General features: G+C 71.1%; 6 protein-coding genes. 4 read left to right on the forward strand and 2 right to left on the reverse strand.

The window, feature by feature from the left end:
• The first annotated feature begins 372 nt into the window (after window positions 1–372).
• Window positions 373–1950 (forward strand): hypothetical protein, encoded by a 1578-nt coding sequence (locus IQ210_RS44640; RefSeq protein ID WP_194085000.1) that lies wholly within the window; start codon window positions 373–375, stop codon window positions 1948–1950.
• A complete protein-coding gene (locus IQ210_RS44645) occupies window positions 1947–6545 on the forward strand; it encodes an FtsK/SpoIIIE domain-containing protein (RefSeq protein ID WP_194085001.1) in 4599 nt (1532 codons plus the stop codon). The genes IQ210_RS44640 and IQ210_RS44645 overlap by 4 nt, the downstream gene beginning before the upstream one ends.
• A gap of 75 nt (window positions 6546–6620) precedes the next feature.
• On the opposite strand, the gene IQ210_RS44650 is transcribed toward IQ210_RS44645, so the two are convergent.
• Together IQ210_RS44650 and IQ210_RS44655 are read right to left on the reverse strand one after the other, a co-directional pair.
• Window positions 6621–6932: a type VII secretion target gene (locus IQ210_RS44650; RefSeq protein WP_194085002.1), complete on the reverse strand. Its 312-nt coding sequence runs from the start codon at window positions 6930–6932 to the stop codon at window positions 6621–6623.
• A gap of 38 nt (window positions 6933–6970) precedes the next feature.
• On the reverse strand, window positions 6971–7894 hold the full coding sequence (locus IQ210_RS44655; protein WP_194085003.1) for a hypothetical protein: 924 nt from the start codon (window positions 7892–7894) through the stop codon (window positions 6971–6973).
• A 144-nt stretch (window positions 7895–8038) separates the two neighbouring features.
• Here IQ210_RS44655 and IQ210_RS44660 point away from each other — a divergent pair, with 144 nt between their 5' ends.
• Window positions 8039–23686 (forward strand): scabin-related ADP-ribosyltransferase, encoded by a 15648-nt coding sequence (locus IQ210_RS44660; protein WP_194085004.1) that lies wholly within the window; start codon window positions 8039–8041, stop codon window positions 23684–23686.
• Window positions 23683–26367: a right-handed parallel beta-helix repeat-containing protein gene (locus tag IQ210_RS44665; RefSeq protein WP_194085005.1), complete on the forward strand. Its 2685-nt coding sequence runs from the start codon at window positions 23683–23685 to the stop codon at window positions 26365–26367. Before IQ210_RS44660 ends, IQ210_RS44665 begins: the two co-directional genes overlap by 4 nt.
• Window positions 26368–26387 lie beyond the last annotated feature (20 nt).

Here is a 26387-nt window from a genome sequence, read left to right on the forward strand (position 1 = left end):
AGAGCATATGTGTCTGCCGCCGGATCGTCCTGGCCGACGGGTGAGTGTGAACCATTCGCGGCCCGATTCCGTTGTTCCGTGCAGATGCCCTTCTCGCGGCTGAGGTGTGAGGGGCACAGCGGCCGTCCCGGACCCCCCGCCGGGCCGGCCGCGCCTGCGTCCGACTCGGCGCGTGCAGGTGACATGTTTCCGCTTAGACTCGTTGTGACAGCGGCGGAAGACCGGCCGCGGTCACACCTGTGCGGCCGGGGGCGGCCATGCGGCGGGGTGAGCACACGCCTGGTAGATGTGTCGTAGCCCTTCAGACATCCGGTCGTTCTCCGGTCGGCGACATATCGAGGGGTTCTCGTGCACATCCATCAGGCGGGTCCGATGGAAGTCTGGACAACGGCGGCGCAAGCCGACCGGACGCTCGCTCTTTCCTGGGACTCGGGTGTCAGTGCCGTGATCCTCGCGCTGGCCGAACTCCTGCTGCTGGTATGGCTGTTGGGGCGCTGGCTGGTGCGCAGGCAGGGTGGCCGACGCCGGGCCTGGCGCCGGCTGACCCGGCAGGTCCGCCTGACCCGCCAGGCCTTCTCCGAGCCAGTACGCGAGTTCCTGCGCTTCCGCGCCGCCGTACGACGCCTCACCCGGCTGCTGTCGTCCGACGGACCTGTGACCGTCGCCCGGTACGCCCTCGACGGCGTCGACGCCGCTGTCCGCCCCACCGCGCCCCAGGCCTTCGCCTTCGCGGTCGCGGTCCGGCCCGCTACCCGGCGCAGCGACGGCGCGGTGGCCGTGTCCGTGGCGGGACGGGGCCTGCCACAGCCCCGGGAGCCGTGGGAGACGGATGACGATCCGCTGCTCTGGTACGCCTCCGCGGTCGATGCCGAGCGCCTTCCACTGCCGACAGCGGAGGAGTCAGGGGAGACACCGGACGCAGAGGCCGGCGACGGGCCGCCGTCCGGCACCGACCGGGTGCTCGTGCCGCTCGGACTGAGCGGCGACGGCGTGGTCTTCCTCGACCTCATGCGCGGGCCCCGCATCCTCAACGCCTACGGCGAACGCCGGGCGATCCGCGCTTTCGTCCAGGCCGTCGCGGCCTATCTCGATCTGCCGGGCGGCCCGGCCGACGTGATTGTGGCGCACGGAGTGCATCCCCGCTTCGACGGTCCCGACCTGGACGAGTTGCTGGACTCGCTCGTGTATCTGATGTCCGACCGCACCCGGCCGGTGGTCGTGGTGTGCGCGGCGCCGGACGACGAACAGGCGGCACGGCTGGCCGAGTTGGCTGGTGCCCGGCCGCTGTGCGCGGTGGTGGTCGGGCCGGTCCCCGTCCATCGCTGGGAGATCCGGGTCAATTCGCGCGGTCGTACCGAGACACCTGGTCTCGGCATCGAGACCGACGCCGCGCCCCTCGGTCCGGCGGTCGCCCGTGCCGCCCGGAGGGGAGGGACGCGTAGGGCCCGTACCGGGGGGCCGGGCGGTGGCGCCGGCCGACCGCCGGGTGGTGGGGTCCCGTCGGCGAGTGGCGCTGTGTGGTCAAGGTCCGCCGGTCCGCGGGTTCCTGCCGGGTCTGGGCCTTCCGCCGGTCTGCGGCTCCCTGCCGAGTCACCACCTCTGGCCGGCCCAGGGGCTCCTGTCGGCGGCCCCGATTCGCGCCGTCCCGTGCTGGAGTCCGTCGGACGCCGTGCCCGGCCGGGGCTGTCTCTGCCCGCAGAGCCCGCCGCCATCGCCACGTCCTCCGTCCCCACCACACCCGTCACCGCCTCCACCACCGCCGCCTCCGCCACCCACCCCCTCCGCACCACCGCTTCCACCTCCGCGGAACCCGTGGCTCCCGCCATCCGCGACCTGTTCGCCGAGCCGGAGATCGGCGGGGTCTCAGCAGCCGGCGCTGGTGCCGGCACCGGCACCGGTGACCCCGAGCCCTTCGAGAACCCCCGAGCCGAAAGGCGCAACGAGTCGTGAAGTTCCTCGTCACCACCGTCGACGACCAGACGCGGGAGCAACGCGACGTACTCGTCAACGCGGCCGCCGCCACCCCCGTGCGCAGGCTCGCCGCGCAACTGACAGCCGCGCACCGAGTCGCCGCGCCCGAGGAGGAGCCGGACACCGCTGCTTCCGAGCAGGACATCCCGCTCTACCTCGGCGACCGGCTGCTCGACCCCGATCTCGTTCTGGCCTCCTCCGGCATCCGGGACGGCAGCACCCTCGGCCTGGGCCGACCGGTCGCCGACTCCGCCTCGGCGTACGGCCCCGCCCGTGACGCGATGCCCACGCCCAAGGCGCCCGGCTCCGCCCCCGTGGTCGAGATCCAGCTGATCGGCGGCCCGGAGGCCGGGCAGGTGTACCAACTCGGCATCGGCACCCACCTCATCGGGCCCCGGGCCGGCAGCTCCGTGCCGCTGACCGGCAGGGGAGTGCCCGAGGAAGGGCTGCGGCTGGCAGTACGTCCGGACGGAACGGTCCTCGCCGTGCTGCCCGAGGACGACGGACAGGTACGGCTGTCGCTCCCCGAGGCGCCGCCGCCGCGACCGCGCGCCGACGTGGTGGCACTGCCGCCCGAACCCGATCCCGGCCCCGAGGAACACGAGGACGACGGGCTGCCGCGCGGCTGGACGCCCTGGGAACTGGACGGAGAACTCGTCCTCGGAGAGCACCTGTTGCGCGCCGTCCGGCCCACCTTGGCCGACGCCGCCCTGGTGGTCTCGCCGAACGCCAGCCTCGACTTCAACCGGCCGCCGCGCCTGCTGCCCCCGCTCCAGCCAGAGACCTTCCGACTGCCCGGCCCGCCCGAACCTCCCAAGCGGCGGGGCCTGCCCTTTCTGGTGATCATCGCGCCCATGTTCATGGGCGTGGCGATGGTGTGGTTCTTCCACTCCGTCCTCTACCTGATGTTCATGGTGCTCAGCCCGGTCCTGGGCGTCGGCAACTGGATCAGCGGGCGGCGCAGCGGTCGTAAGGAGTATCTGGAGGGTGTCGCCAACTACCGTTTGCGCCGCGCCTCGTTGGAGGCGGACGTACGGGACAGGGTGGACCACGAACGGCGAGTGCGTGTCGCCTCGGCGCCGGACCCGGCGGTCGTCGGACTGATGGCCGTAGGACCCGGCGCCCGGCTGTGGGAGCGTCGGCCGTCCGACCCCGACAACCTCGTGCTGCGGATCGGCACCACCCAGCAGCAGTCGCTGCTCCAGATCGACGACGGCTCCCGCGAGGAGAACCACCGCACCGCCCACTGGCAGATCCCCGACATGCCCATCGGGGTGGATCTCGCGGGCAGTCAGGTCGTCGGTGTCGCCGGGCCCGAACAACCCGCCCGCGCACTGGCCCGCTGGGCGGTGGCACAGGCGGCCGTCCTGCACAGCCCGCGCGACCTGAAGATCTGTGTGCTCACCGACACCAAGGCCGCTGACGCCTGGGAGTGGGCCCGCTGGCTGCCCCACGCCCGCTCCGGACTGTCCGCCTCCCAGGACAACGCCCCCGTCATCCTGCTCGGCAACGACCCCGAGACCGTCGCCAACCGGGTCACCGAACTGATCAACGTCATCCGCAACCGCAACCAGGCGCAGCAGGCCACGATGCGCGGCGCGCTGCTCAGCGAGCCCGACGTGTTCGTCGTCCTGGACGGGGCGCGGGAACTGCGAGACGTCCCCGGAATGGTGCAGGTCCTCAAGGAGGGGCCGCTGCGCGGCATCCACCTGCTGTGCCTGGACCGGGAGGAGCGCATGCTGCCGGAGGAAGCCAGCGCCGTGGTGTCCATCGCCGCGGACACCCTCACGCTGCGCCGCACCGGCCTGCCCGACATCACCGGCATCCGCCCGGACTACGTGACCGCCGAGTGGGCCGAACGCCTGGCCCGCGGCATCGCCCCGGTGCACGACGTCACCCCGGACGCGGGCGGCGGACTGCCCGACAGCGTCTCGCTGCTCGACCTGCTGGATCTGGAGCCCCCGACCGCCCAGGAGGTCACCGAACGCTGGAACCGCCGGCCGGCCTCCACCACCGCGCTCGTCGGCCAGGGCTTCGACCGGCCGGTCGCCTTCGACCTGGTCAAGGACGGCCCGCACGCCCTGATCGCCGGCACCACCGGCTCCGGCAAGTCCGAGTTCCTCCAGACCTTCGTCGCCTCACTGGCCACCGTCAACCGCCCGGACGAACTCACCTTCGTGCTCGTCGACTACAAGGGCGGCAGCGCCTTCAAGGACTGTGTGCGGCTGCCGCACACCCTCGGCATGGTCACCGACCTCGACAGCCACCTCGTACAGCGCGCGCTCGCCTCGCTGACGGCCGAACTGATGCGCCGCGAGCACATGCTGGCCGCCGTCGGCGCGAAGGACCACCCCGAGTACCGGGCCCTGCGCCGCCGTGACCCGAGCCTGCCGCCGATGCCCCGACTGCTCCTCGTCATCGACGAGTTCGCCACCCTCGCCCGGGAGATCCCCGACTTCATCCCCGGCCTCGTCGGCATCGCCCAGCGCGGCCGCTCCCTCGGCCTGCACATGGTGCTGGCCACCCAGCGACCCGCCGGTGTCGTCACCAGCGACATCCGCGCCAACACCAACCTGCGGATCTCGCTGCGCGTCACCGACGCCGTCGAGAGCAGCGACGTCCTGGACGTCCCGGACGCGGCGAGCATCTCGGCGGCCACACCGGGGCGTGCCCTGGTGCGCACCGGGCACCGGTCGGCGATGAGCTTCCAGACCGCCTACGTGGGGGCAGCGCGGCCGCAGGACGGTCGAACTGAGGAGCAGTCGGCCGAACTCCCCGACGACGACACCGGATTGTGGATGACCCCGCTGTCCTGGCAGGGCCTCGGCCGTCCCGTGGACGCGCCCGAGGACGCCGAGGACGAGCTCGCCCTTCTCGACGACGAGGAAGGCCCGACCGACCTGATGGCGCTGGTCGACGCGCTGGTGGAGGCGGCGGGGGCCTACGGCCACGAACCGCAGCCCAGCCCCTGGCTGCCGCCGCTGACTGACACCCTGACCCTGTCGGACCTGCCCGAACCGGCGGCTCCCGGTGCCGACGGACGACTCGTCCCGGCCGCCTGGGCCCGCGAGGACCTGCCCCGGCTCCAGGCGCAGCCACCCGTCTTCCTCGACCCGAACACCTTCTCCCACCTGTACGTCCTGGGCATGCCCCGCTCGGGCCGCTCGCAGACGCTGCGCACCATCGCCAGTGCCCTGGCCCGCGCCAACTCCTGCGCGGACCTGCACTTCTACGCCATCGACGCGGGCGGCGGCGCCCTGTCGGCGCTCGAAGCGCTGCCGCACACCGGTGCCGTGGTGCCCCGCACGGACCTGGAACGGATGGGCCGCCTCCTCAACCGGCTCACCGCCGAACTCGCCCGCCGACAGGAGCTGATGACCGCCCACTCGGCCGGCAACGTCACCGAGCTCCGGGCGGCCCTGCCGCCCCACCAGCGCCCGCCGCACCTGATGCTGCTCATCGACGGCTGGGACACCCTCAGCGCGCTCGTCGGCGAGATCGAGGACGGCCGCATGATCAACCAGATCGGAACGCTGCTGCGGGAGGGCGCGGCGGCCGGCGTGCACGTTGTCGCCACCTCCGAACGGGCGCTGATGGCCGGGCGGATCGCCGCGCTGAACGACAACAAGCTGCTGCTGCGCCTGAACGACGTCGGCGACTACACCATGAACGGCATCCCCCGGGAACAGATCCCCTCCGTGATCCCGGCCGGGCGCGCCTTCCGCACCGACACCGGCGGCGAGCTCCAGGTCGCCGTGCTGCCGGGCGGCCACAGCGGTCCCGAACAGGCCGAGGCCCTGCGGCGGATCGGCACCGAGGCGGCCGCCCGGGATCTGGGCGTACCCGCCTCGGCACGCCCCTTCCGTATCGAGTCGCTCCCGGCGACGATCACGTTCCAGCAGGCGTACGAGCGAGTCGGCGCCGTCCCTCGCGGGCCGCTGATGGCGATGCAAGGGCTCGGCGGCGACGACGTGGCGCCCGTGTGGGTGGACTTCTCAGGTACGGCCTCGACGTACACGATCGTCGGCCCGCCCGGGTCCGGCCGCAGCACCGCGCTGCTGTCCCTCGCGGCGTCCCTGCTGCGCTCCGGCACGGGCGTGGTGGCCATCACCCCGCGCGAGTCGCCGCTGCGCGGGCTGGAGCGCCATGCCAAGGCGGTGGTGCTGCCGTCGGCCGCGCCGAGCGAGGAGGACCTGCGGGCGGCGCTCGCGGCGGCCGGTGACGCCGTGGTCGTCATGGTGGACGACGCCGACCTGATGTCCATGTCGCCGGTGGACACCATGCTGCGGGACATCTCCTCCTCGGGCCGGGACCGCTCCATCGGCCTGGCCGTCGCCGGTCCCGCCGAGGCGCTGGTGTCACCCCTCAGCCCGTGGCTCGGCCAGGTGCGGCGCTCGCGCAAGGGCCTGCTGCTGTCCCCGCAGACCATCAGTGAGGGCGACATCCTCGGGCTGCGGCTGCCGCACAACGTGATCCGGGTGAACCGTGTTCCGGGTCGGGCGTTCACCGTCGACGAAGCGGGGGCCCTGATGACGGTACTGGTCCCGGAAACGGGGGCGGCGGACGCGGGCTGAGCAAGAACGCCGGAAGGGGGGCGCCGTGCTGAGCGGCGCCCCCCTTCCGGCTGCATGGTCAGGTGACCGTGCGGGTCACTTCTGGTTGCCGCCGATCTGCGCGGCCATCGTCCGGTCCATGTCGTCGATCTGGGTCTTGATCGACTCGAACTGCTTCGCGAAGTCCTCGATCTTGTTGACGATCTGCGTCAGCTGAGTGGTGAAGTTGAAGTAGGCCTCACGCATGGCCGGGCTGGTGTGCTGCAGGAAGAGACCGTCGTTGAGCAGGTTGTCCACCGAACCCTGCAACTGGGCCAGCTGCGGGTTGATGTTGTGCACCGCGTTCTGCAGCTGGGTGGAGACGGTGACGATCTGGCCGTATTCGAGCTGGACGTTGTTGCTGGGCATATGGGTTCCTCAGGCTCGGTCGGAATCGAAGGGGTGGGTCAAACGGAGCTGCCGACACCGGTGTTGGAGTGCTGACTGCCGTTGGGATCGCTCTTGTCGTCCTTGCCGTCACCGTCGGTGTCGGTGGCGTCCGGGTCGGTGTTCGTCCACTGGGGGTTGTCGGTGTTGACACCCGACCCGGTGTAGCTGGACGTGCTGGTGGTCTTGCCGTCCTTGTCCGTCTCGGTGACATTCTTGGTACCGGAGCCGTTCTCGTTGCCGTGCACCTCGACGACCGTCTTCGATCCGTCGGTGTGGGTGACCGTGGTCGTGTAGCTGCCGTTGGCCCCGGTGTCAGTGTGCTCGTGGTACGTCAGACCGCCGGGCCCGTCGTCGATCGTCGTGTCACTCGACGTCACATGGCCGTCGGCGTCGTAGGTGACATGCGTCGTGTGGTTGTAGTTGTTGGTGCCGTCGCCGAAGTCGTCGTTGTGCGCATCGGTGTCGGTCGGTTCGGGGCCGGGCGGGGCGGGGGCGTCCTTGGCGTTGGGGTCGGCCAGTCGCACCTGCTTGAGGTACTCGTGGCCGTTCTTGTCCCAGGCGTGGACGAGGATGGTCTCCCCTGTCAGCTTCTTCCACTCCTCATAGGCCTTCTTGTTCATGTCCCAGAGGCTGTGCTTCCAGCCCAGAGCCTGTGCGTTGGCGTCGCCGGCGAGCTTCGCGTCCGTCTCGAACATCTTCTGGGCGGCGAACTTGTAGGTCTGGCTGAGCGCTTCCAGTAGTTCCTTGGCGTTGTCGAACGGGCCGGTCCACTGGAGCAGGAACATGTTGACCGCTCCGAAGGCGCCGCCGAGATCGTCCTTGTGGAAGAAGTCACCCCGGCCCAGCAGCCGGGAGTCGGCGAGCTGTTCCTTGAGTCGCTCCGTGTCCTTGGCCAGCGTGTTCAGCAACTCGTAGTCGATCACCAGGTCGTAGCCAGGCATACCTGCTCCCTCCACTGATATGTGTCTGCGGCGCCCTTCGGCGAGAACACATCAGTGTTCACATTACGATGGACTCATACATGTGAACCAACCGCCCCGGCGCACTGTGTGTCATGGGGTTGTTCGACCGCGTGGAGGGGACACATGGCACGGCCGCAGGACTGGAGTGCACTGGGGATGCACAGCGACCCCACGCCCGGCGACGTGGACACCCTCTCGTCCCTCTACCAAGGGCTGCGGGACACCGAGACCCTGGGCAACGAAATCACCAGCGGTCTGAACCGGGTACTCGACCAGTCGGGCAACGGGTTCGTCGGGCGGACAGCCGAAGCGGTGCGCGCGAAGATCGACGGGCATCTCAAGCAGTTCATCGACGCCATCGGCCAGTCCTTCTCCGTCGCCGCGGACGCGACCATGGCCTTCAAGACCACGCTCCAGGACGTTCAGATGAAGGCGGACGACGCGCTGCGGAACGCGCAGGGGCTGTCGAAGGACGATCCTCAGCTGAACGGCCTCAAGGCCCAGGCACACACCGCGCAGGACGAGTACAACACCGCGGTCAGGACGTACGAGCACCGGATGAAGGACGCCCAGCACCTCATCCGCCAGCCCATCGACGCCTGGCACCTGTTTCTCAAGTCCCTGGGCATCTTGGAGATCATCCTGGCCATCGTGGGGGCCTTCTTCGGCGGCTGGATCGGGATGCTCGCCTTCGGCCTCGGCATGGTCGTGTTCATCAGCACGCTCGTCGACTTCGCCGAGGGCAAGGCGGGCCTGCTGGACGTGGCGCTCGCCTTCATCGGCATCCTCTTCCCCTCCACCAAGGGCATCAACGTTGGCGGGCTGACCAAGAGCGTGTTCAACGCGCTGAAGAACCTGCCCAAGAGCATCGGATCGGGACTCACCGGCCTCGGCGGCGCACTGTCCCACATCCTCACCGGCGGCCTCAGCTTCCGGGGCATCTACAGCGGCGTGACGGCGCTGCCCGGACTGGTTCTGCGCGGCCTGAACGGCGTCGCCAACCTGGCCATCAAGGGCCTCAAAATCACCATCGCCGGGCTGAAGATGCTCGCCCAGACCTTCCGCGCCGACTTCCAGATGGCCACCGCCGGCATCCACACCACGCTCGGCAAGGTCGGCGTCTACGCCATCAGCTTCGGCAGCCGCTTCGTGCTCAGTGCCACGCTGCCGGTGGACTTCTTCGAACTCGGAATCCACGCCGGTTCCGCGTTCAAGATGGGCTTCGGCACCCGGCTGCTCACACCGACCGCCCACCTGTCCCAGTCGGCGCTCGGCGGCGGCCTGCACATCGGCGCGCTCACCGCCGACCACGGCGGCCTCGCCGGGTTCACGGGCGGCATGCCGCACTTCGAGACCTTCCAGCCCGGCACCCTGCAGGGCTTCAATCCCGGTGCGCTGCAAGGGCTCAACACCGGTCTCGGCGGCGCCCAACTGGGCGGGCTGCACGGCATCACCGTCGGAGCCGACGTCGGCGGAGCGAACCTCGGGTCCCTGCACTCGCTGGACCTGGGCGCCCATCCAGGCGCCGGGGACAACCTGCTCATGGCGAACGCCGGTGGCCTGGACAGTGTGGAACACCTCACCGCCTTCGACCACTTCACCGGCTTCCAGCGCACCTCCGCCGGTCTGCTGGAGCCACTGCCCACCCACATGGGCGGCGTCGACCTGTCCGGGGCGCACGGCCTCTCCGGCCTGGGCTCCGGCGCGCACGCCCTGCGGAGCGACCTGGGGATCTCCGGTGCGGGCACCGGCCTGAACACGGCGCTCGGCGACGCCCTGAACTCGGTGCGCGTCGCGACCGGCCACGTCGAGGACTTCCACGCGCTCGGCATCCCAGAGCTGCGCAGCATCGTGGACGGCGACATCTCCAACATCCGGATGACGCAGGACGGCATCAGCCTCCAGGTCGGTGCGCACAGCGGCACGCCGACCACGCTGCACGTGGACTACCGGGGCACGGGGGGCCTGACCAACGCCGACGGCAAGCAGGTCGTGGTCGCACCTGAGGTGCATGAGGTGCTCAGTGCGGCCGGGGTTGATGTGAAGGCGGGGGCTGCGGTTGAGGTGAAGGCAGGGGCTGTCGACATCAAGGCCGGTGCGGTTGGCGTGAAGGCCGGTGCGGTCGACGTCAGGACGGGTGCGGTTGATGTCAAGGTGGGGGCGGTCGACGGCAAGGCCAGTGCCGCAGTCGACGTAAAAGCCAGTGCCGCAGTCGACGTAAAAGCCAGTGCCGCAGTCGACATAAAGGCCGGCTCCGCTCCCGGCGCCCCCTCCGCCTCCGGCATCAAGATCAGCCGCACCGACACGGCCGCCGGGCATTCCGCCGACGGCGGCACCAAGGACGCCGTACACGAGCTGGACCACCTCTCCGGCGGAGCGACGTCGCTCAACTCCCCTGCCCGTCCGAGCCGGCTGACCGAAGAGCCGCCCAACCCCTCCCTCACCGCCCAGACAGACCACCTCGGCGTCTCCGCCCGCGAGAACCTCGATCTCCTCGGCCAGCGCAAAGGCACCGGCGACACGGCGGGCACGTCCGCCCCGAGCGCCATCCAGAGCGGTACCCACGTCGCCCCCCGCCCCGACCAGGTCGGCCCGGACGCGGTCGTCGTCGGCGAGCACATCGCCCTGCGGCCGTCCTCCGCCCCCACCCCCCAGTCGCGTCCGCACAGCGACGGCGGCCGTCCCGGGCCGTTGAGCAAGTTCGAGGCGGTGACCGGCGGGGCCGCGGGCAAGACCGGCGCGGACCGGCTGGCGGCGTGGAACGAGTACGAGCAGGCGCAGGTCGATCTCGCCGACGCCGCCCGCCAACTCGACCTCTCGGGCGGGAAACTCGGCCGGCCCTCCGAGACCGTCGACGAGGCCGGCGCCAAGCAGAGCCTCCAGCACGCCGAGATCTCCCTGGACATCGCCAAGGGCAAGCTGGGCCGGCTCGGCATGGACGCCGAGACGATCGGGAGCCATCTCGACGCGCTGGGCATACCTGGTCCGGGCCGGTCGCCGCACGGTCATGGTCCGGGGGTCGCCCCGAACGCTCCCAAGCGGCGCGGCCAGCAGAACGCGGCGGCGTCCTCCTCTGCGGGCCCGGTTCCGCCCGCCACCAAGGGTGAGCTGACCAGGCTCACGGACCCGGTGCGCTTCTCGCCGCAGTTCCGTGAGCACGCGGCGAGCTACAAGCTGACCCCGGTGATGCAGTACGACGGCATGGCCAAGGGGGCGTTGAGGCCGGGCGAGGAGATCCGGTTCATCGCGACGGTCCCTTCGACTTCGGACGTCGAGTTCAAGGTCAAGGATCCCGCCACCGGGGCCGTGGTCACGAAGAACAAGCTTTTCGAGCTGGCGAAGACCTACGAGAAGGCGTTCGGTGCCGATTCCGGCCGTGGAGAGCGCCTGGGGCTCGTCATCGGTGTGAACGGCCGTCCCGGGGACGAGGCCGCGATCGAGAAGGCGATCAAGGGGTTCGCGGAGAAATGGGACAAGGAAGGCACCTACTCGGTGTCCGTGATGGGCTTCACCTGGAAGCAGGGTGATCCCAAGCTGGTCGCGGCCGGCACCCAGAAGGAGATTCCGTACGGGGCGATCCGTGAGGCGATCGTCCGCGACGATCTGACCCAGCAGATGCTGACCAAGGCCGGGGCGGACGGGCCGGTCTATCTCCACATCGGCGATGCCGACGTCAAGGACATGACGGTCGGCGGCAAGCCGCTGCTGGACACCGCGACCAAGGTCATCAACGACATGAAGGTGACCACGGTCCACGAACAGACGCTGTTCCCCGAGGTCGTCAGCGGCGGCTACAAGCTCACCGACACGGCCGCGGCGACCAAGGCGGCCGATCTGGATCTGGCCGTGCGGGACGCGATGAACGCCGTCGACCCTCGTGCCGTGTACTTCCCGGAGCCGAACACCTTCCTGCGGGTCGACACCGCGAATCACGAAGGGCTTGAGGCGCAGATCCATTTCGGGATCAAGCAGGACGACAAATGGCGGTTCGAGGCCCAGGAAGGAAAGCACCTCCTCAAGAACGTCATCGCGGCCCGCGAGAACATGTGGGAGGGCGACCTGACCAAGATGGTCCAGTTCAGGTCCGACCTCGCTCTCGTCACGGACGGCGGCCGGATCGCCAAGGACCTTCCGGACGACCTGAAGTCGCTCATGGGCGGCCTCACCCAGAGCCACGCCGACAAGAAGGTGTGGACCGACCAGGTCACCGACTATCTGCAGACGCATCACGCCGGTCTGCTCGGCGCGGACCCCAACGCCGCGCGCACGCTCGCCGACCTCGCCTTCCACGACATCAGGACCGACGGCTCCGAACTCGTCAGGCTGGAGGGCCCGGCGCTGGTCAAGGCGCATGAGAAGGATATGCGGTCCCTCGTCCAGGCGTCGAAGTCCCTGCACATGCAGGCGGCCGCCAAGGACCTCGTCAAGATGGCCGTCAACACCCGCAACGTCCTGGTCACCGAGATCAACAAGCTCAACAAGCTGGCCGTGCACGGCGTCGCCCCGAGCGCCCCCGGTGCCGTGACGAAGGCGGTGACGGACGGGCACTTCGGCGACGCCCTGGCGCATGCGGGGGGCGATCTGGCCTCGCACGGGTCGTGGAAGGCGGCACGGGACGCCGCCGTACCGAAGACCGTGCGCAACCGGGACTGGACGGACCCGATATCCCATCCCGGGCGCGCGAAGCCCTTCTCGGGGCCGATCCGCGACAACGCGAAGTTCACGCGCTACGTGGTCAAGGCCGGGTTCGACATCCGCACGTTCACGGTCGACGGACACGCCGTGTCAGACCTGACGATCCGGGTGAAGCTGGCCGACGACGGTGTGCCGAAGGCCGATGCGGACGCGCTGTGGCAGCGCGCCACGTCAGGTGTGGACAAGCTGTTCAACCAGCCGGGACACGTACTTCCGGACGGGAGCGTGCTGCACGTGACGCTGGAGCGCGCGGAGGGCCCGCTGGGCGGACATATGACCGTGAAGGCCGGCGAGGCGGGCTCCGGGGCGAACCAGTACCACTGGCCGCTGGACGCCTCCGAGACGGACCTCGCGCACGAGCTCGGCCACCAGCTGGGCCTGCGGGACGAGTACCGGGCCGCCGACGCCGGTCACCGCCCCGACAACAACGCCGGCCTGATGGGGGACTACACCGAGGGCCTCAACGGCAGCGCCGTGCGCTCGTGGCATCTGCAGATGCTCCAGCAGACGCTGGACGCCTACGCCGACACCGGCCACGCCCTGACCGCACCTCTTCCGCCGCACTCCGTGGACCTGACGCCGGCCCCAGGACCCGGCAAGGCGAAGAAGCAGGCGGCGGCACCTCCGCCGCCGGACCCGTGGACCAGCCACGCCGACCCCGGCCGCTTCGGCAGCAACTCCGACTTCAAGCAGGCGTACGAGTACTACGAACTGAAGCCGGTGGCGCAGTACGACGGCGCCGCGAAGGGGGCGCTGAAGCCGGGTGACGACCTGCGGTTCGTCGCCACCGTCCCCGTGAAGGTGGAGGCCAAGGACGACCTGCTGCTGGACGTGGCGAAGAAGTACGGCGAGTCGTTCGGGGCGGGACAGGGCTGGAACGAGCGTCTGGGTCTCGTCATCGGCCTGAACGGGCGCGCGGGGAAACAGGACCTCATCCTCACCAAGATCCAGGAGTTCGCCAAGAAGTGGGAGCAGGAAGGCACCTTCTCCGTCTCGGTGACGGGCTTCACCTGGCGTCAGCCCGATCCCAAGAAGATCACCGCGGGGCACGGCGAGCAGAAGGAGGTGCCGTACGGGGCGATCCGGGAGGCGATCATCCGTGACGACCTCACCCGGGACATGATCAACAAGCTCAGGCCGGCCGGGGAGTCGGAGGGCCAGCTGTACCTGCACATCGGCGACTCGGACGTACAGGAGTTCGTCGTCGACGGCAGGCCGCTGTTCGACCGGGCCGTCACGGCCATCGAAGGGGCGAAGTTCACGTACAAGAGCGACGGTTCGGTGCACTACCCGGAGGCGATCAGCGGCGGCTACAAGCTGCCCGCCGGAACCACCGAGAAGTCCCTGGCCGGGATGAAGGCCGCGGATCTGGACCTGGCGGTGCGCGGCGCCATGGGTACGGTCGACTCCCGGGCCATCTACTTCCCCGAACCGAACACGTTCGTACGGGTCGACACAGCCGCCTACGACACCCTCGACGACGGAATCCACTTCGGCGCGGTCGACAAGAGCAAGGTGGGCGGCAAGAACCACAACGCCTTCTCCTTCGAGGCGCAGGAGGGCCAGCACCTGCTGGACAACCTCATCAAGTCCCGGCAGATCACCAATCCGGCATGGCTCGAACACCCCGCCCACATGGTGAAGTTCGACCCCGAGCTGGCCCTGGTCACCGACGGCGGGCGGATCGCCGACAAGATGTCCGCCGACCCGCAGAAACTGATGTCCGGGCTCACCCAGAGCCATGCGCATCCGGGGACCTGGAAGAAGCAGATGGAGCACTATCTGACGCTCCATCACCCAGGGGTGGCGGACCAGAAGGGGATGCTGGACATCCTGCACAAGCTGGCCTTCCACGAGATCGTCTCGGACGGCTCCAAGCTGACCCGGATGGACGGCGCCACCCTGATCAAGCAGGTGCTCTCCCCGGCCGAGTTCAAGCTGCTGAAGGGCCACCCGGACCTGGGCAAGTTCGCGGTCCGCACCCGTACCGCCCTGGTCGAACACCTCAACAAACTGAACCAGCACGGCGAGCATGCGGCCGTCCCGAACGCCCCCACCTCGAAGAAGGTGAAGGCGTCGGCGGCGGACAAGGCGGAGAAGGCCGCGAAGTTCGAGGCGAAGAAGCCCGACGAACGGCTGCAGAAACTGCTGTTCCAGAACGGGTACGCCACCGGCGACCAGTTCGGCGTCGCCGCCGCCCTGCACAGCGACCCCAAGCTGCAAGTGCTGCTGATCCGCAACCCGTTGGACCACCGGGACCGCAGCCAGGACATCCGCGACTTCTACGTCGCCAGCGGCATCGACGCGGACCGCATCAGCGTGCGGGAGGTGAAGGAGGGAGAGAACGCCAACAAGCTGCGGTTGAACCACTGGCGGGAGATCAACGACTCCGTGCTCAGCAGCGGCGGTACGGCCCCCGGCAGCAGGCAGATGGACGAGTACGTCGTCTCGGTGAGCGCCGCCACCACCTGGGTCGGCAAACGCTTCGGCCCCGAACTGCGCGATGATCTGCGGGCCGCGTGGCAGCTCGACGACGCCCACTTCACCCCCCAGTTGCAGGAGGCGGTCGGCGACTGGCTGAAGAGCCGGGGTGTGCCCGACGTCGCCGGGCGGGACGTCGTCGTGCTGTGGACCCGGTTCAGCGGCAAGCGCGGCGAGATCCACGTCGAGCACGACACCAGCCACACCGGCGTACGACAGATCCTTGAGGGCCTGCACCACCGCACCGCCGACCGCCCGCAGAGTCCGCTCGTCATCATCGCCGGAGACGCCTCCGCCCACTCCGGGCGGCCGAGCAAGTTCCCCGGCATCGCGAGCGACTTCCGGGCCATGGGCCTGGACGTGCACGACCTCACCGCGTTCTGGAAGAACCCCGAGGGCCTGCACACCTGGGGCGGCGACACCCGCATCGGCCAGATGAGGCTCTTCGAGTACCTGAACCGGGCCGGCGACGGCCGGCTCAAGCACCTCGGCTTCCGCAGCGGCAACCTCGAAGCGATGGCACTGTCCGGCCATCAGGTCCGCTATCTGGAGGAGCCGGGCAGTGCGGGCGGCGAGCGGATGGCCAAGTGGCACGAGATCCCCGGCACCGGCCGGACCGAGGGCAACGGCATGGCCCCCGGTTACGAACGCCTCGTCATCGAGCACCCGCCCACCCGCTCCGGCCAGATCACCGTCGAGGTGCGCGAGCTGAAGCACGCCATGAAGGCCGCGTACGACGGCAAGGGGAAGCTTCCCTCACACATCCAGGCGGAGCTCAACGACCTCACCCACGCCTACGAGCACCCCGGTTGGGTTCCCGGCGGCGGCGACCGTCCTTACGTCAGGAACCTCAAGCCCGTCGCCGCCCACCACACCAAGGGCTTCGCCGAGAGCGACGTACACAGGATCGTCGACTACCTCACGGCCCCGCGACCCGGCGAGGCCCTGGACACCAGCCCCCACGCCCCGACGGCCGGCCGCCCGGAGGTGTCGACGGTGGACCACGCGGCCTCGCCGGAACCGGCCCAGGCGACCGAGGCGGCCGGCAGCAAAACTCCGGAAGCTCCTCCGGCGCCGCAGGCTCCGCCTCGCATGACCGGCACCGGTCAGATCGGCGGCGCCGACCGGGTGCTGCCGTCCCAGGAAGCCGCCGCCAACGTCACCCGGGACCTCGTCGCGCACTTCGACGACGCCCTCACCCCGCCCCAGCGCGACACGCTCCGCGCCGACCTCCAGGCGCAACTCGGCCGGGAGATCTGGCCGTCGCTGTCGGCGATGACCCGCGGCGAGACCCGCACCCTCACCGTGGACGTGGCCGGGTTCAGCGGCGACATCACGGTGCGGGCCGAGGTGACGAAGGCGGAGCCGGACGGCGCCTTCAAGAGCCTGGAGTTCGAGGACGGCAGCGAGTCCCTCGTCCGCGACGGTTTCCAGCGCGAGACACGGTCGGTCGTCACCGCCGGTGTGCTCGTCAAGGGCAAGGCCGCCGCACAGACCGATCTGACGGGACACCTGTCCTCGAACTGGTCCCGCACCGAGTCGCACCGCACGACCTCCAGTGGACGCCTGTTCAGCCGTACCAAGACCCCCGAACCGGCGCTGAAGCTCGAAGTCGAGGTCCGCCTGGAGTTCGACGTCTCCGGCGTGAGCGGCCCCTCCGGCAAGCACCTCGCCCGCCCGGGAGCGTCGGCAGGCCGGGTCGAGGTGTCGGCGAAGGTGCCCGTGGCCGTCGCCGAGGCGGACGCCCGCCCGTCGGCCGGCATGCAGCACTACCTGCCTCCGGCCCGGGTCGAGCAGACCCTCGCGCTGGGCGGCATGGACACCGTCCGCGACCTGTTCCTCGTCGACGCCGACGGCATGCGCGTCTCCGGCAGCCTGCACAAGGCCCTCCTCGGCAGCGGTGCCGACCCGCACTCGCTGGAGGCGTACGGCAAGCGGGTCTTCGGTGACCGCTGGCCCGCGGTACGGGAACTGGTCCTCGACCGCATCGGCTCCCTGGACTCCCTCCAGTACCGGCTCAAGGGCATGACGGCGGGCGAGGCGCTGGAGATCGACCTCGGTCCGGACGCGGGCAGCCTGCTGGTCACCGCCGAGGTGACGTCGATGAAGCACCTGCGCAACACCGACAAGACCGAGTTCAACACCGGTTCGGACGTCACCCGGGTCTACACCCACACGCGCAGTTCCGAGCACGGCGTACGGGCCACGATGCAGGCACAGAGCGCCGACCTGCACGCCGGGCCGACCACCGTCACCGGCGTCGGGCACGGCGAGGTCGACCGGGACGGCGCACTGACCGTGCAGGAGTCGGTCCGGACCGGTACTGCGGTCAAGATGAAGGTGCCCGGCGCAGTCTTCGACGGCGTGACCACCCTGTCCTTCGTGCACCGCGCCGACCCCCTCGGTGCCGGCTCCACTCCGGGCGTCGGCCGCGCTCCGCACCCGCCCGGCGGACAGGCCCGACTCGGCTTCCAGGTCCTCATGGACGCCGCGGACGCCCGCCCCGTCCCCGAACCCGGCGCCTTCTCCGCCGCCACCCGGCCTCCGGGCCCGCGCCGGATGACGGCCCCCGCCCTCCAGGAAGGCGACCACGCCTGGCGGCCCGCACCCGGCGTCTGGGACGGACTGCCCTCCCACGCGGTCGTCCTCGACGTCCTCTCCGGCGAGGAACGCGCCCTGGACGCCGCACAGTCGCCCCGGCTCACCGACCTCGTGGACGGCGCCGGCCGCGAACACTTCGGCGCCGACTGGGCCGACGTACGCCCGGCCGCGCACGACATGGCCACCCGCGAGCAGCTCGCGGTGACCCTGCCCCAACTCACCCGGGGCACCACCGCCCGCAGCACCCCGCTGCCCACGCCCCTGCGCTCCAACGCACAGCTGAGTCTGAGCGGGCGGCTGGAGTCGCTGGAGTATGTGCGGACCCTGGACGCCGCCGAGATCAACCTGCTCAGCGATGTCGCGGACGAGACGGGCGGCCGGCTGGGTTCAGCCTTCGGTCATGGCCAGTTGGCCCAGGGCGGCGTCCAGCCGGAGCTCGGCAGCGACTTCACCCTCGCCGTGCACGCCCCCGGCGGCGGCATCGCCCACCGGTCCCGCACCGCCGACGGGGTGTCCGGCGGGCACAGCAGCGTGGCCGCCGCCAAGTACCCCGAACCGATGACGGTGTACATCGCCACGGTCGGCGTCGACGCGCACATCGGACGCGTCGGGGAGAGCGCGACCCACGGCGGCCGGACCGACGTGCGGTTCGTCGTCGCCCTCCCCAAGAGCCACACACAGCGGTACGAGATCACCGCGGAGGGCGTGGGCAGCCAGGTCTTCCACCGCCCGGACACCGTCACACCCGCGCCCCCTGCGCGCGCTGGGGCCGGTCTCGGCGTGCGGCCCCCGTTCCGGGTGTCCGACTCGGGGCGGATCGGCAACGGCGACGCCGTCCTCGAACTCCCCGGCGACCAGGTCGTCAAGGAGCTCCGGCGGCAGCTCGCCGAACCGTTCGGGGATCGCTGGGACCAGGTCGAGGGTGAGGTGGCGCAGTTCTTCGACTCGATCGCCCTGCAGCCCAGGACCGCCGGTCTCACCGCGGGCGACACCTGGGGCGGCAGCTTCCGCGCCGGGCCGGTGACCGCCGACATCCGGATCACCGCGGCCGACGCCCGGATGACCGAGTACCTGCGCGTCGAGAAGGACTTCGAGTTCGAACAGGGCACGGAGTCCGCCGCCGCAGCGTCCGTCCAGAAGGACTCGCACGTGCGGCGCACTCTGTGGGAGCGCGCCGGGTTCAAGGCCCCGCACGTCACCGTCACTCTCGGCCATGTGCGCCACAAGGAGTCCGTCGCCGGTCACGGCACCGACGTCCGCGGCGGCGTCGTCGCCAAGAACAAGACCGTCGAACCGGCGGCCGTGTTCAAGGGCGAGGTGACCTACACGGTCGAGGTGAAGATCTCCCACGCGCTGCCGGGCCGAGGCGACGAGCGGACGTTCACGGTGACCAACGACGGCGAATTCGCCTTCCCGGTCCGCGACCTGCCCGCCGACCCCACGACCGGCGCGGCCCTGCGGCCCGAGCAGTTCCGCCGGGTTCCCGACCGCATCACCGACTCGCTGCGGCTGGGCGCCGAGGACGTCGTCCTGGACACCCGTCCGGTACGCGGGGACGCGGTCGGTACCCGGCTTGTGGAGGACGTCCTACGGCAACTCGACCCGAACGGGCCGAAGTTGTTCGGCTCCGCCGCCGACTGGAAGACGGCACGTGCCAAGCTCGCGGAGCGACTCCCCGCCTCCGAGTTCCAGCGCCGGCTGAAGCCGATGATGGCCGGACAGCCCTGGGTCGTCCGGGTGAACGGCCGTGAGCTGGCCATCCGCGCCAGCGTGAAGGAGATGACCCACACCGCCGACACCAAGGCCACCGAGTTCAACTCGGCCACCGTCGGCGGCACGGGCGGCGGGCGCACGGAGAGCGGACTGAACGGGCCGCAGATCACCTCCGACGGCACCAACGTGACCGTCGTCGGTACCTCCGATCCGATCGGCGGCTCACCGGCCGAGGTCTTCGGCGGCGGCACCCTTGCCCACACCACCCAGTCCGAACACCTCGCCGACTCCTCTTCCGGCATCCGTTCCGCTGCCGGGACCAAGACCAAGGTTCCCGGCAGTGTCTACGACGGTGTGGCGAGGCTGCACATCGAGGTCCGCGACCGGTGGCGGCCCTTCGGCCGCGGGGTCGACACCCACGTCTCGAAGGACGCGCTCGACCAGCAGACCCGCGTCAAGGGGCTGCGCGCGGACGTCGCCGACCGGCAGCGGGAGTTCGACGAGGCCTCGGCGGCCGGCCGGCCGCAGCACGAGATCGACGCGCTGAGGACGCGGCTCGACCAGGCCAAGGCCTCGTTCGACAAGGCGCTCACCACGCAGACCACCCGTATCCGGGACGCCGTCGACACCCGGCGCACCGGCCAGGGGACGCTCGACTTCGCCCCGATGACCAAGTGGGCCTTCGGGGTGCGGGTCCGCAGCGTCGGCGAGGCGGAGATCGGCTTCCAGGCGCTGCTACCGAGCGCCGACACCGTCAGGGTCACCGCGCCCGACCGGGCCCGCTTCACGGCTCCCGAACCCGGCGTCGGACGGCCTCAGCCCCCCAAGCGGCCGGGTGCGGCGCCCGCGCAGGTCGAGGTGCCCCGGCCGCCGGAGTCGTTGCTGACGCACGGCATGTCCGACGGGCAGCTCGTCCGGGACCTGCCCGACGTCCAGTCCCTGCGGGGGCTGCTCGACAGCGAGGGCGGCAGGGTGTTCGGCAGCGCTTGGTCGGAGGTCACCCGGACCGGGCAGCGGCGCGGCGAGTTGGTGATGGGCGGCTTCACCAGGGACCGGTTGATGGCCGCGCTCCCTGAGCTGACCCGTGGCGGCGAGCTGCGCGGTGAGTCGTTCCGGGTGAACGGCCGTGAGGCGTGGGTGTCGGTCAGGGCGGACCTGCTCGGCCTGACGCACGCGCGCCCCGAACCCAGGGCCGAAGTCGCCCTCGCCACCGAGAAGACCTACGTGTTCGGCCGACGCGACCTGCACTCACGGCAGTTCTTCCTGCTGGGCCAGGTCGGCGCGGTCGCCGGCACCCTGGAGAGCAAGCTGGGAGCCGCGGTGACCTTCGGCGGCGGCTTCCGGCGGCGCACCCGCGGCGACCAGTTCACGGGCGGCCGCACCTTCACCAACGCCAAGATCCCGACGCCGCTCCAGCACTACGACGGGCACGTCGAGTTCACCTTCACCTTCCACCATGGGGGCACCCGCACCGAGGCCTCGGGCGTCGTCGCGGTCGGCGTCTCGGTGCCGTCGGCGCAGATCACCGAACGGGTCGTCGTCGACCAAGGGCATGTCTTCACCCGGCCGACGGAACAGACTGCCGCCCGCCCCCTCGACAAGGGCAAACAGCCGGCCGAGTTCACCGTGGACGAGCACGAAGCCATCGACGCGGGCGCTGCGCTCAGCGACGCCCGACGGCTGCGGGCCGACGCCGAGCGGGTACTCAGTGAGCTGAACGAGCGGCAGGACACCGGCGTGGGCGGCGTCGCCGACGGCGATGGCACCCGACGGGCGCTGGCCCAGGCGCAGTTGGAGCGGGCCGAGGCCGCCGAGATCCTGGCGGAGGCCCACTGGTCCGAGGTGACGGGTGGCAGGCCGCTGCCGTTCGCGGTCAGCCGTGAGGGGGCCGTGCCCGGGCTCGGTGGCGGGGCGCCGCACTGGTCGCGGTCGCCGAGAGGCGGTGCGCCGTCCGGCTCCAAGGCCCCCGAGGGTTCCGTCGTCTCCGTTGAGCACATCCCGTCCGCCAGCCACGTCGTCTTCGACACCGACGACGGAGAGGCCTACGCCCTGGTCCCCTCCGGCCCCGATCTGACGGTCGCGCACTGGGTGAGCGACCCGGCGTCCGCCCACGGCCGGCCCGCCGACACGGCCTCCGGCCAGGAGACGTACGCGGGCGACATCGTCGTACAGCGGCAGTTGCTGGACCAGGCGCTGACGGCCGCCGAGGGGACACCCCAGCTGAAGAAGGTCCTGGAGCGGCAGGCGACGTCCTTCGAGGAGGACGTCCGGCTGTTCCGCGTCCTGGAGGAGCGGACGTCGCTGCGGGAGCTGGCGCCCGCTCAGCTCGTCGCGGTCGTGCTCGCCGAACGGCGGGCCCTGCGCACCCTGTCGGCCGACTGGGACCGGCTGACCGACAACCTGCTGAGCGCCCGCGGCAGTTGGCGCTGGGCCCGGTCCTACCCGCTCGACGAGGAGAACCTCGGCCCGGTCGTCCAGCGGGTGCACCGGCACCTGCTGACCGACCTCTCGCTCACGGTCAACATCGACCTCGGCGCCCGGGTGGGCGACGGAACGCTGCTGGACGCGATGACCGGCGACGAGCGCCTGCTGCGCAACGTGTGGGAGGTCGTCCCCGGCTACACGCGGTACTTCGAACGGCGCGGCGCCGCCGAGGAGGCGATGGGCTACCCCGCGAGCGTCAAGCGGACCACCCACGCGGCCGGGATCTACCCACCCAAGCCCGGCCTGGACGCCTGGGACGAGTCCTTCGCCCCGACCCCGGCGGACCGCGCCGACCTGCCGAACTACGCGGCCCTCACCTCACAGCATCGGCCGCGCGGCCTGGGCCTGTACGGCAACGCCGTCTTCCACCTCAAGCGCGAGCTGCTGGAACGGGCCACGTTCACCCCCGGGGACAGCTTCAGCCCAGGACGGCAGGGCGCCCGCAGCATCACCGGCTCCGGCAACCTGCTGCCGCTGCTGAACCACGGCCCCGACCGGCTGGTCCGGCTCGCCTTCGCCGAGGCGACCGGCTTCCGCTACGACGAGGAGTTCCGGCTGCTGCGGGACACCGGGCAACTGGAACGCCACCTCGTCGGGTTCTTCGAGGTCCAGCTGCACGGCGGGGTGCGCTGGGAGGACGTGGAGCGGGTCGTGCTCGTCCGTGAGGGCGGCACTCCGGCGCACCAACAGCAGGCACGGCTGGAGCAGTTCGCCCAGGAGGCGGGGCACGGGTTCACCGTCGAGATACTCGAACCCGGAGCGGTCAGGCCGACGGCTCTCGCACCGGACACACCCGCTGGGAATGGCACACTTGTGTCAGCACACACGAATGCGCCGGGCGATATGTTCGCAGCGCACACCTCGGTGGTCGATCCGACACCTGCCCGGGATAAGGTCGCCACCGAAACACATGCCACTGTCGAGGAGGAGGCCGTGCCGGTCAGGGCACCCGAGACGGCCGTACCGGCACACCCGGACCCGGCGGAGGCCTTCGAGGCGGTTCGGCAGCAGTTCCCGGACGCACTGGTGCACACCGGGCGCTGGACGATGTGGGGCCACGACGGAGACACACCGCACACCTCGGCGTACGCGATCGAGAGCGGCTCGCTCGGCCTGCGGGGTGTCTTCGTGCCGCCGACCGCGGACGGAGGCGTCGGCACCTGGCACTGGGAACTGCCCGGGCACCAGGGGCCGGTGGCCGTGACGCCTCTGAAGCTGCCGACGTCGGCGCACCACACCGCCCCGGCGCCCACGCCGATCACCGCCGACGCGGCGGACCCCCTCATGTCGCAGCTGGCGGCCGCGCCCTGGAGCGCCGGCCTGCACTGGCGCGCGGACGACGAGGAGCTGTACGTGTTCGGACCCGCGGGGGCGGAGCATCCCGCCGCCGCCTTCGCCGATGGACTGCGCCCGCCGGGCGGCCACCTGGTGCACGTGGCGGCCCACGCCGGCGCCGACGACCCCCAGGACAGCGCCTGGCTCACCGCCACCCGCACCATCGACTGGCTGCGCGCACAGGCCACGGCCGACCCATCCCGCGCGGAGGCACTGCTCGCCCACTACGGCTGGCGGTACGACGTCGCCGCGCCCGGCGGCGTCGACGTCACCGCGACCCTCGACCTGGCCGCTCCCCACCCGGAGCGCGCCGAGGTGCTCTACCCGGGCGGCGTGGACGGCCGCCACATCCGCGGTGCACAGCGGCTGGAGGGCGGCCGACCCGTCGGGCGCTATGTGACCAACCCCGGGTTCGTGGAGCCCGGAACACACCCCACACCCACAGAGGGAACCGAGACGTGAGTCCCGCCATCCATCAGGTACGGCCGAACGCGCGCCGCGGCGCGTTCCGTACGGTCGCCGACGCGGTGCGTGCCGCAGACACCGACGACGAGATCCGGATCGCCGCGGGCGAGTATCCCGAACGTCTGCTGATCGACCGCGCGGTGACACTCGTCGCGGAGGACGGACCCGGCACGGTACGGCTCACCTCGGTTGCCCCCGGGCTGCCCGTCCTTGAGGTCTCGGCCTCCGCGACACTCAGCGGCCTCACCGTGCTGGGCGCTGACCCGTCGCGGCCGCTGGTGCTGGTGACGGCGGGTACAGCCGAGCTGCGGGAGTGCGACATCGCCGGTGGCCGGGTGGAGGCCGTACGCGCGGCCTCACTGCGGATCACCCGCAGCGTGATCCGGGAGGCGGAACTGGCCGGCGTGCACGCCGACACCAGCGGCGAACTGTGGCTGACCGGCGCCCTCGTCACGAACGTCGACGGCACCGGCGTCGTCGTGTCCGGCACCGCGACCGCCCACCTCACGGACTCGACCGTGCGCTCGGTCAGCGGCTCCGGCACCCGGGTGCGCGGCGAGGCCACAGCGGTCATCCGCCGTTGTGTGGTCGAAACCGCCGGACGCAACGGGCTGCTCGTCGAGGAGCAGGCGTCCGTGGTGCTGGACGAGTGCCGGGTGAAGGACGCCGCCGCCGAGGCCGTACGCGTGCTGGGATCCGCCCCGCGTGCGGAGGACGACGGAGGTGGCGGAGTGCGGATCACCGGCGGGGAGGTCACCGGGGCCGGGGCCGCCGGGATTCTCGCTGCCGGCACCGGCGACGTGCTGGTGTCGGCGTGTTCCGTCCGGGACAGCGGTGCGGCCGGGGTGTCGGCCGACGGCAGCGCGCGGCTGGAACTGGTCGACTGCCGCATCAACGGCTCGGGCGCCTGCGGGGTGATGGTGCGCGGCGCCGCCCGCGCGGTCGTCACCGACACCACCGTGCGCGGCGCGGAGGGCAACGGCATCTTGGTCGGCGAGCGGGCCGAGGTCCGCGTCACCGGCGGTACGGTGCGCGAGACCGCCTTCAGCGCCGTGCACGTCGGCGGTGAGGCCACGGCCGAACTCGTCGCCCTGCGCGTGGCCGACACCCCGGAGCACGGCATCGGCGCCGCCGAACGCGGCCGGCTGACGCTGGAGGACTGCCAGGCCGCCGACTGTGGACTGTCCGGGCTGCATCTCGACGGATACGCGGTGGCCACCGTCGACGGCATGACCGTACGACGCGGCCGCAACGGCGTGACCGCCCAGTCCGGCGGCGAGGTCCGCGCCCGGGACGTGCGGATCACCGATGTCGAGCGCGCCGGACTGACCTGCGGCCCCGACAGCGCCCCCGAGTTCACCGACTGCCGGGTCAGCGGCGCGGGCACGGCCGGTGTCGTCGTCGCCGAGAAGGCGGCACCCACACTCCGCGACTGCGCGATCTCCGGCACCGAGGGTTCCGGACTGGTGGTCGCCCGGAACGCCGATCCCACCGTCCTGCGCCTGACCGTCAAGGACACCGGGAAGAACGGCCTGTTCGTCGGGGAGGGTGCGATGGGCCGGTACGAGGAGTGCGTGCTGTCGGCCACCGCGTACCCGGCCGTCCATGTCGCCGCCGAGGCGCGGCCGGTGCTGCGCGACCTGCTGGTGACGGACACCACCGAGGACCTCAGCGTGGACGAGGGCGCCGAGCCCGAGGTGACGGGCTGCGCCGCGCGGGACGTGAAGAAGCCGGTGTGGCCGGCTCCCGGCACGTCCGCCCCGGCATCCGGCCAAGCCGTCGGTACGGCGAGGGTCGCGGTGGCGGGTCCGCAGGGGACGGCGGGGGTCACGGCCGTAGCGGGCGATGCCGAGGAGGACGTACCGGAGGAGAACCTCGACGACCTGCTCGCCGAACTGGGCGTGCTCGTCGGCCTGGAGCGGGTCAAGAACGACGTCTCGTCGCTGGTGAAGCTCATGCAGATGGTCCGGCGCCGGGAGGAGGCGGGGCTCGCGGCGCCCCCGCTCAGCCGGCACCTGGTCTTCGCCGGCAACCCGGGCACCGGCAAGACGACCGTGGCTCGGCTCTACGGCCGCATCCTCGCCGCGGTCGGCCTGCTCGCCCGCGGCCATCTCGTCGAGGCCGACCGGTCCTCCCTGGTCGGCGAGTACGTCGGCCACACCGGCCCGAAGACCCAGCGGGTGTTCGAAGAGGCCATGGGCGGTGTGCTGTTCATCGACGAGGCGTACTCGCTCACCCCGGCCGCCGGTTCCAACGACTTCGGCCACGAGGCCATCGCCACCCTGGTGAAGCTCATGGAGGACCACCGGGACTCGGTCGTGGTCATCGTCGCCGGATACCCGGACGAGATGGAGCACTTCATCGACTCCAACCCCGGCCTCGCCTCCCGCTTCAGCCGCACGCTGCTCTTCGAGGACTACGACACACCCGAGCTGGTGAACATCGTCGAGCACCATGCCGAACGCCACCAGTACCGGCTGACGGACTCCGCCCGCGAGGCGCTCACCGCGTACTTCGAGGAGACACCGCGCGGCGAACGGTTCGGCAACGGCCGTACCGCCCGCCAGACCTTCCAGGCCATGACCGAGCGCCAGGCGTACCGGGTGGCGGAGATGGCGGCTCCCGACGAGACCGACCTGATCACGCTGCGCCCGCAGGACCTGCCCGAGTGCCCCTGACCCCGACCGCCCACGACGCC

Source organism: Streptomyces justiciae (genome assembly GCF_015163075.1).
GTDB lineage: Bacteria > Actinomycetota > Actinomycetes > Streptomycetales > Streptomycetaceae > Streptomyces > Streptomyces justiciae.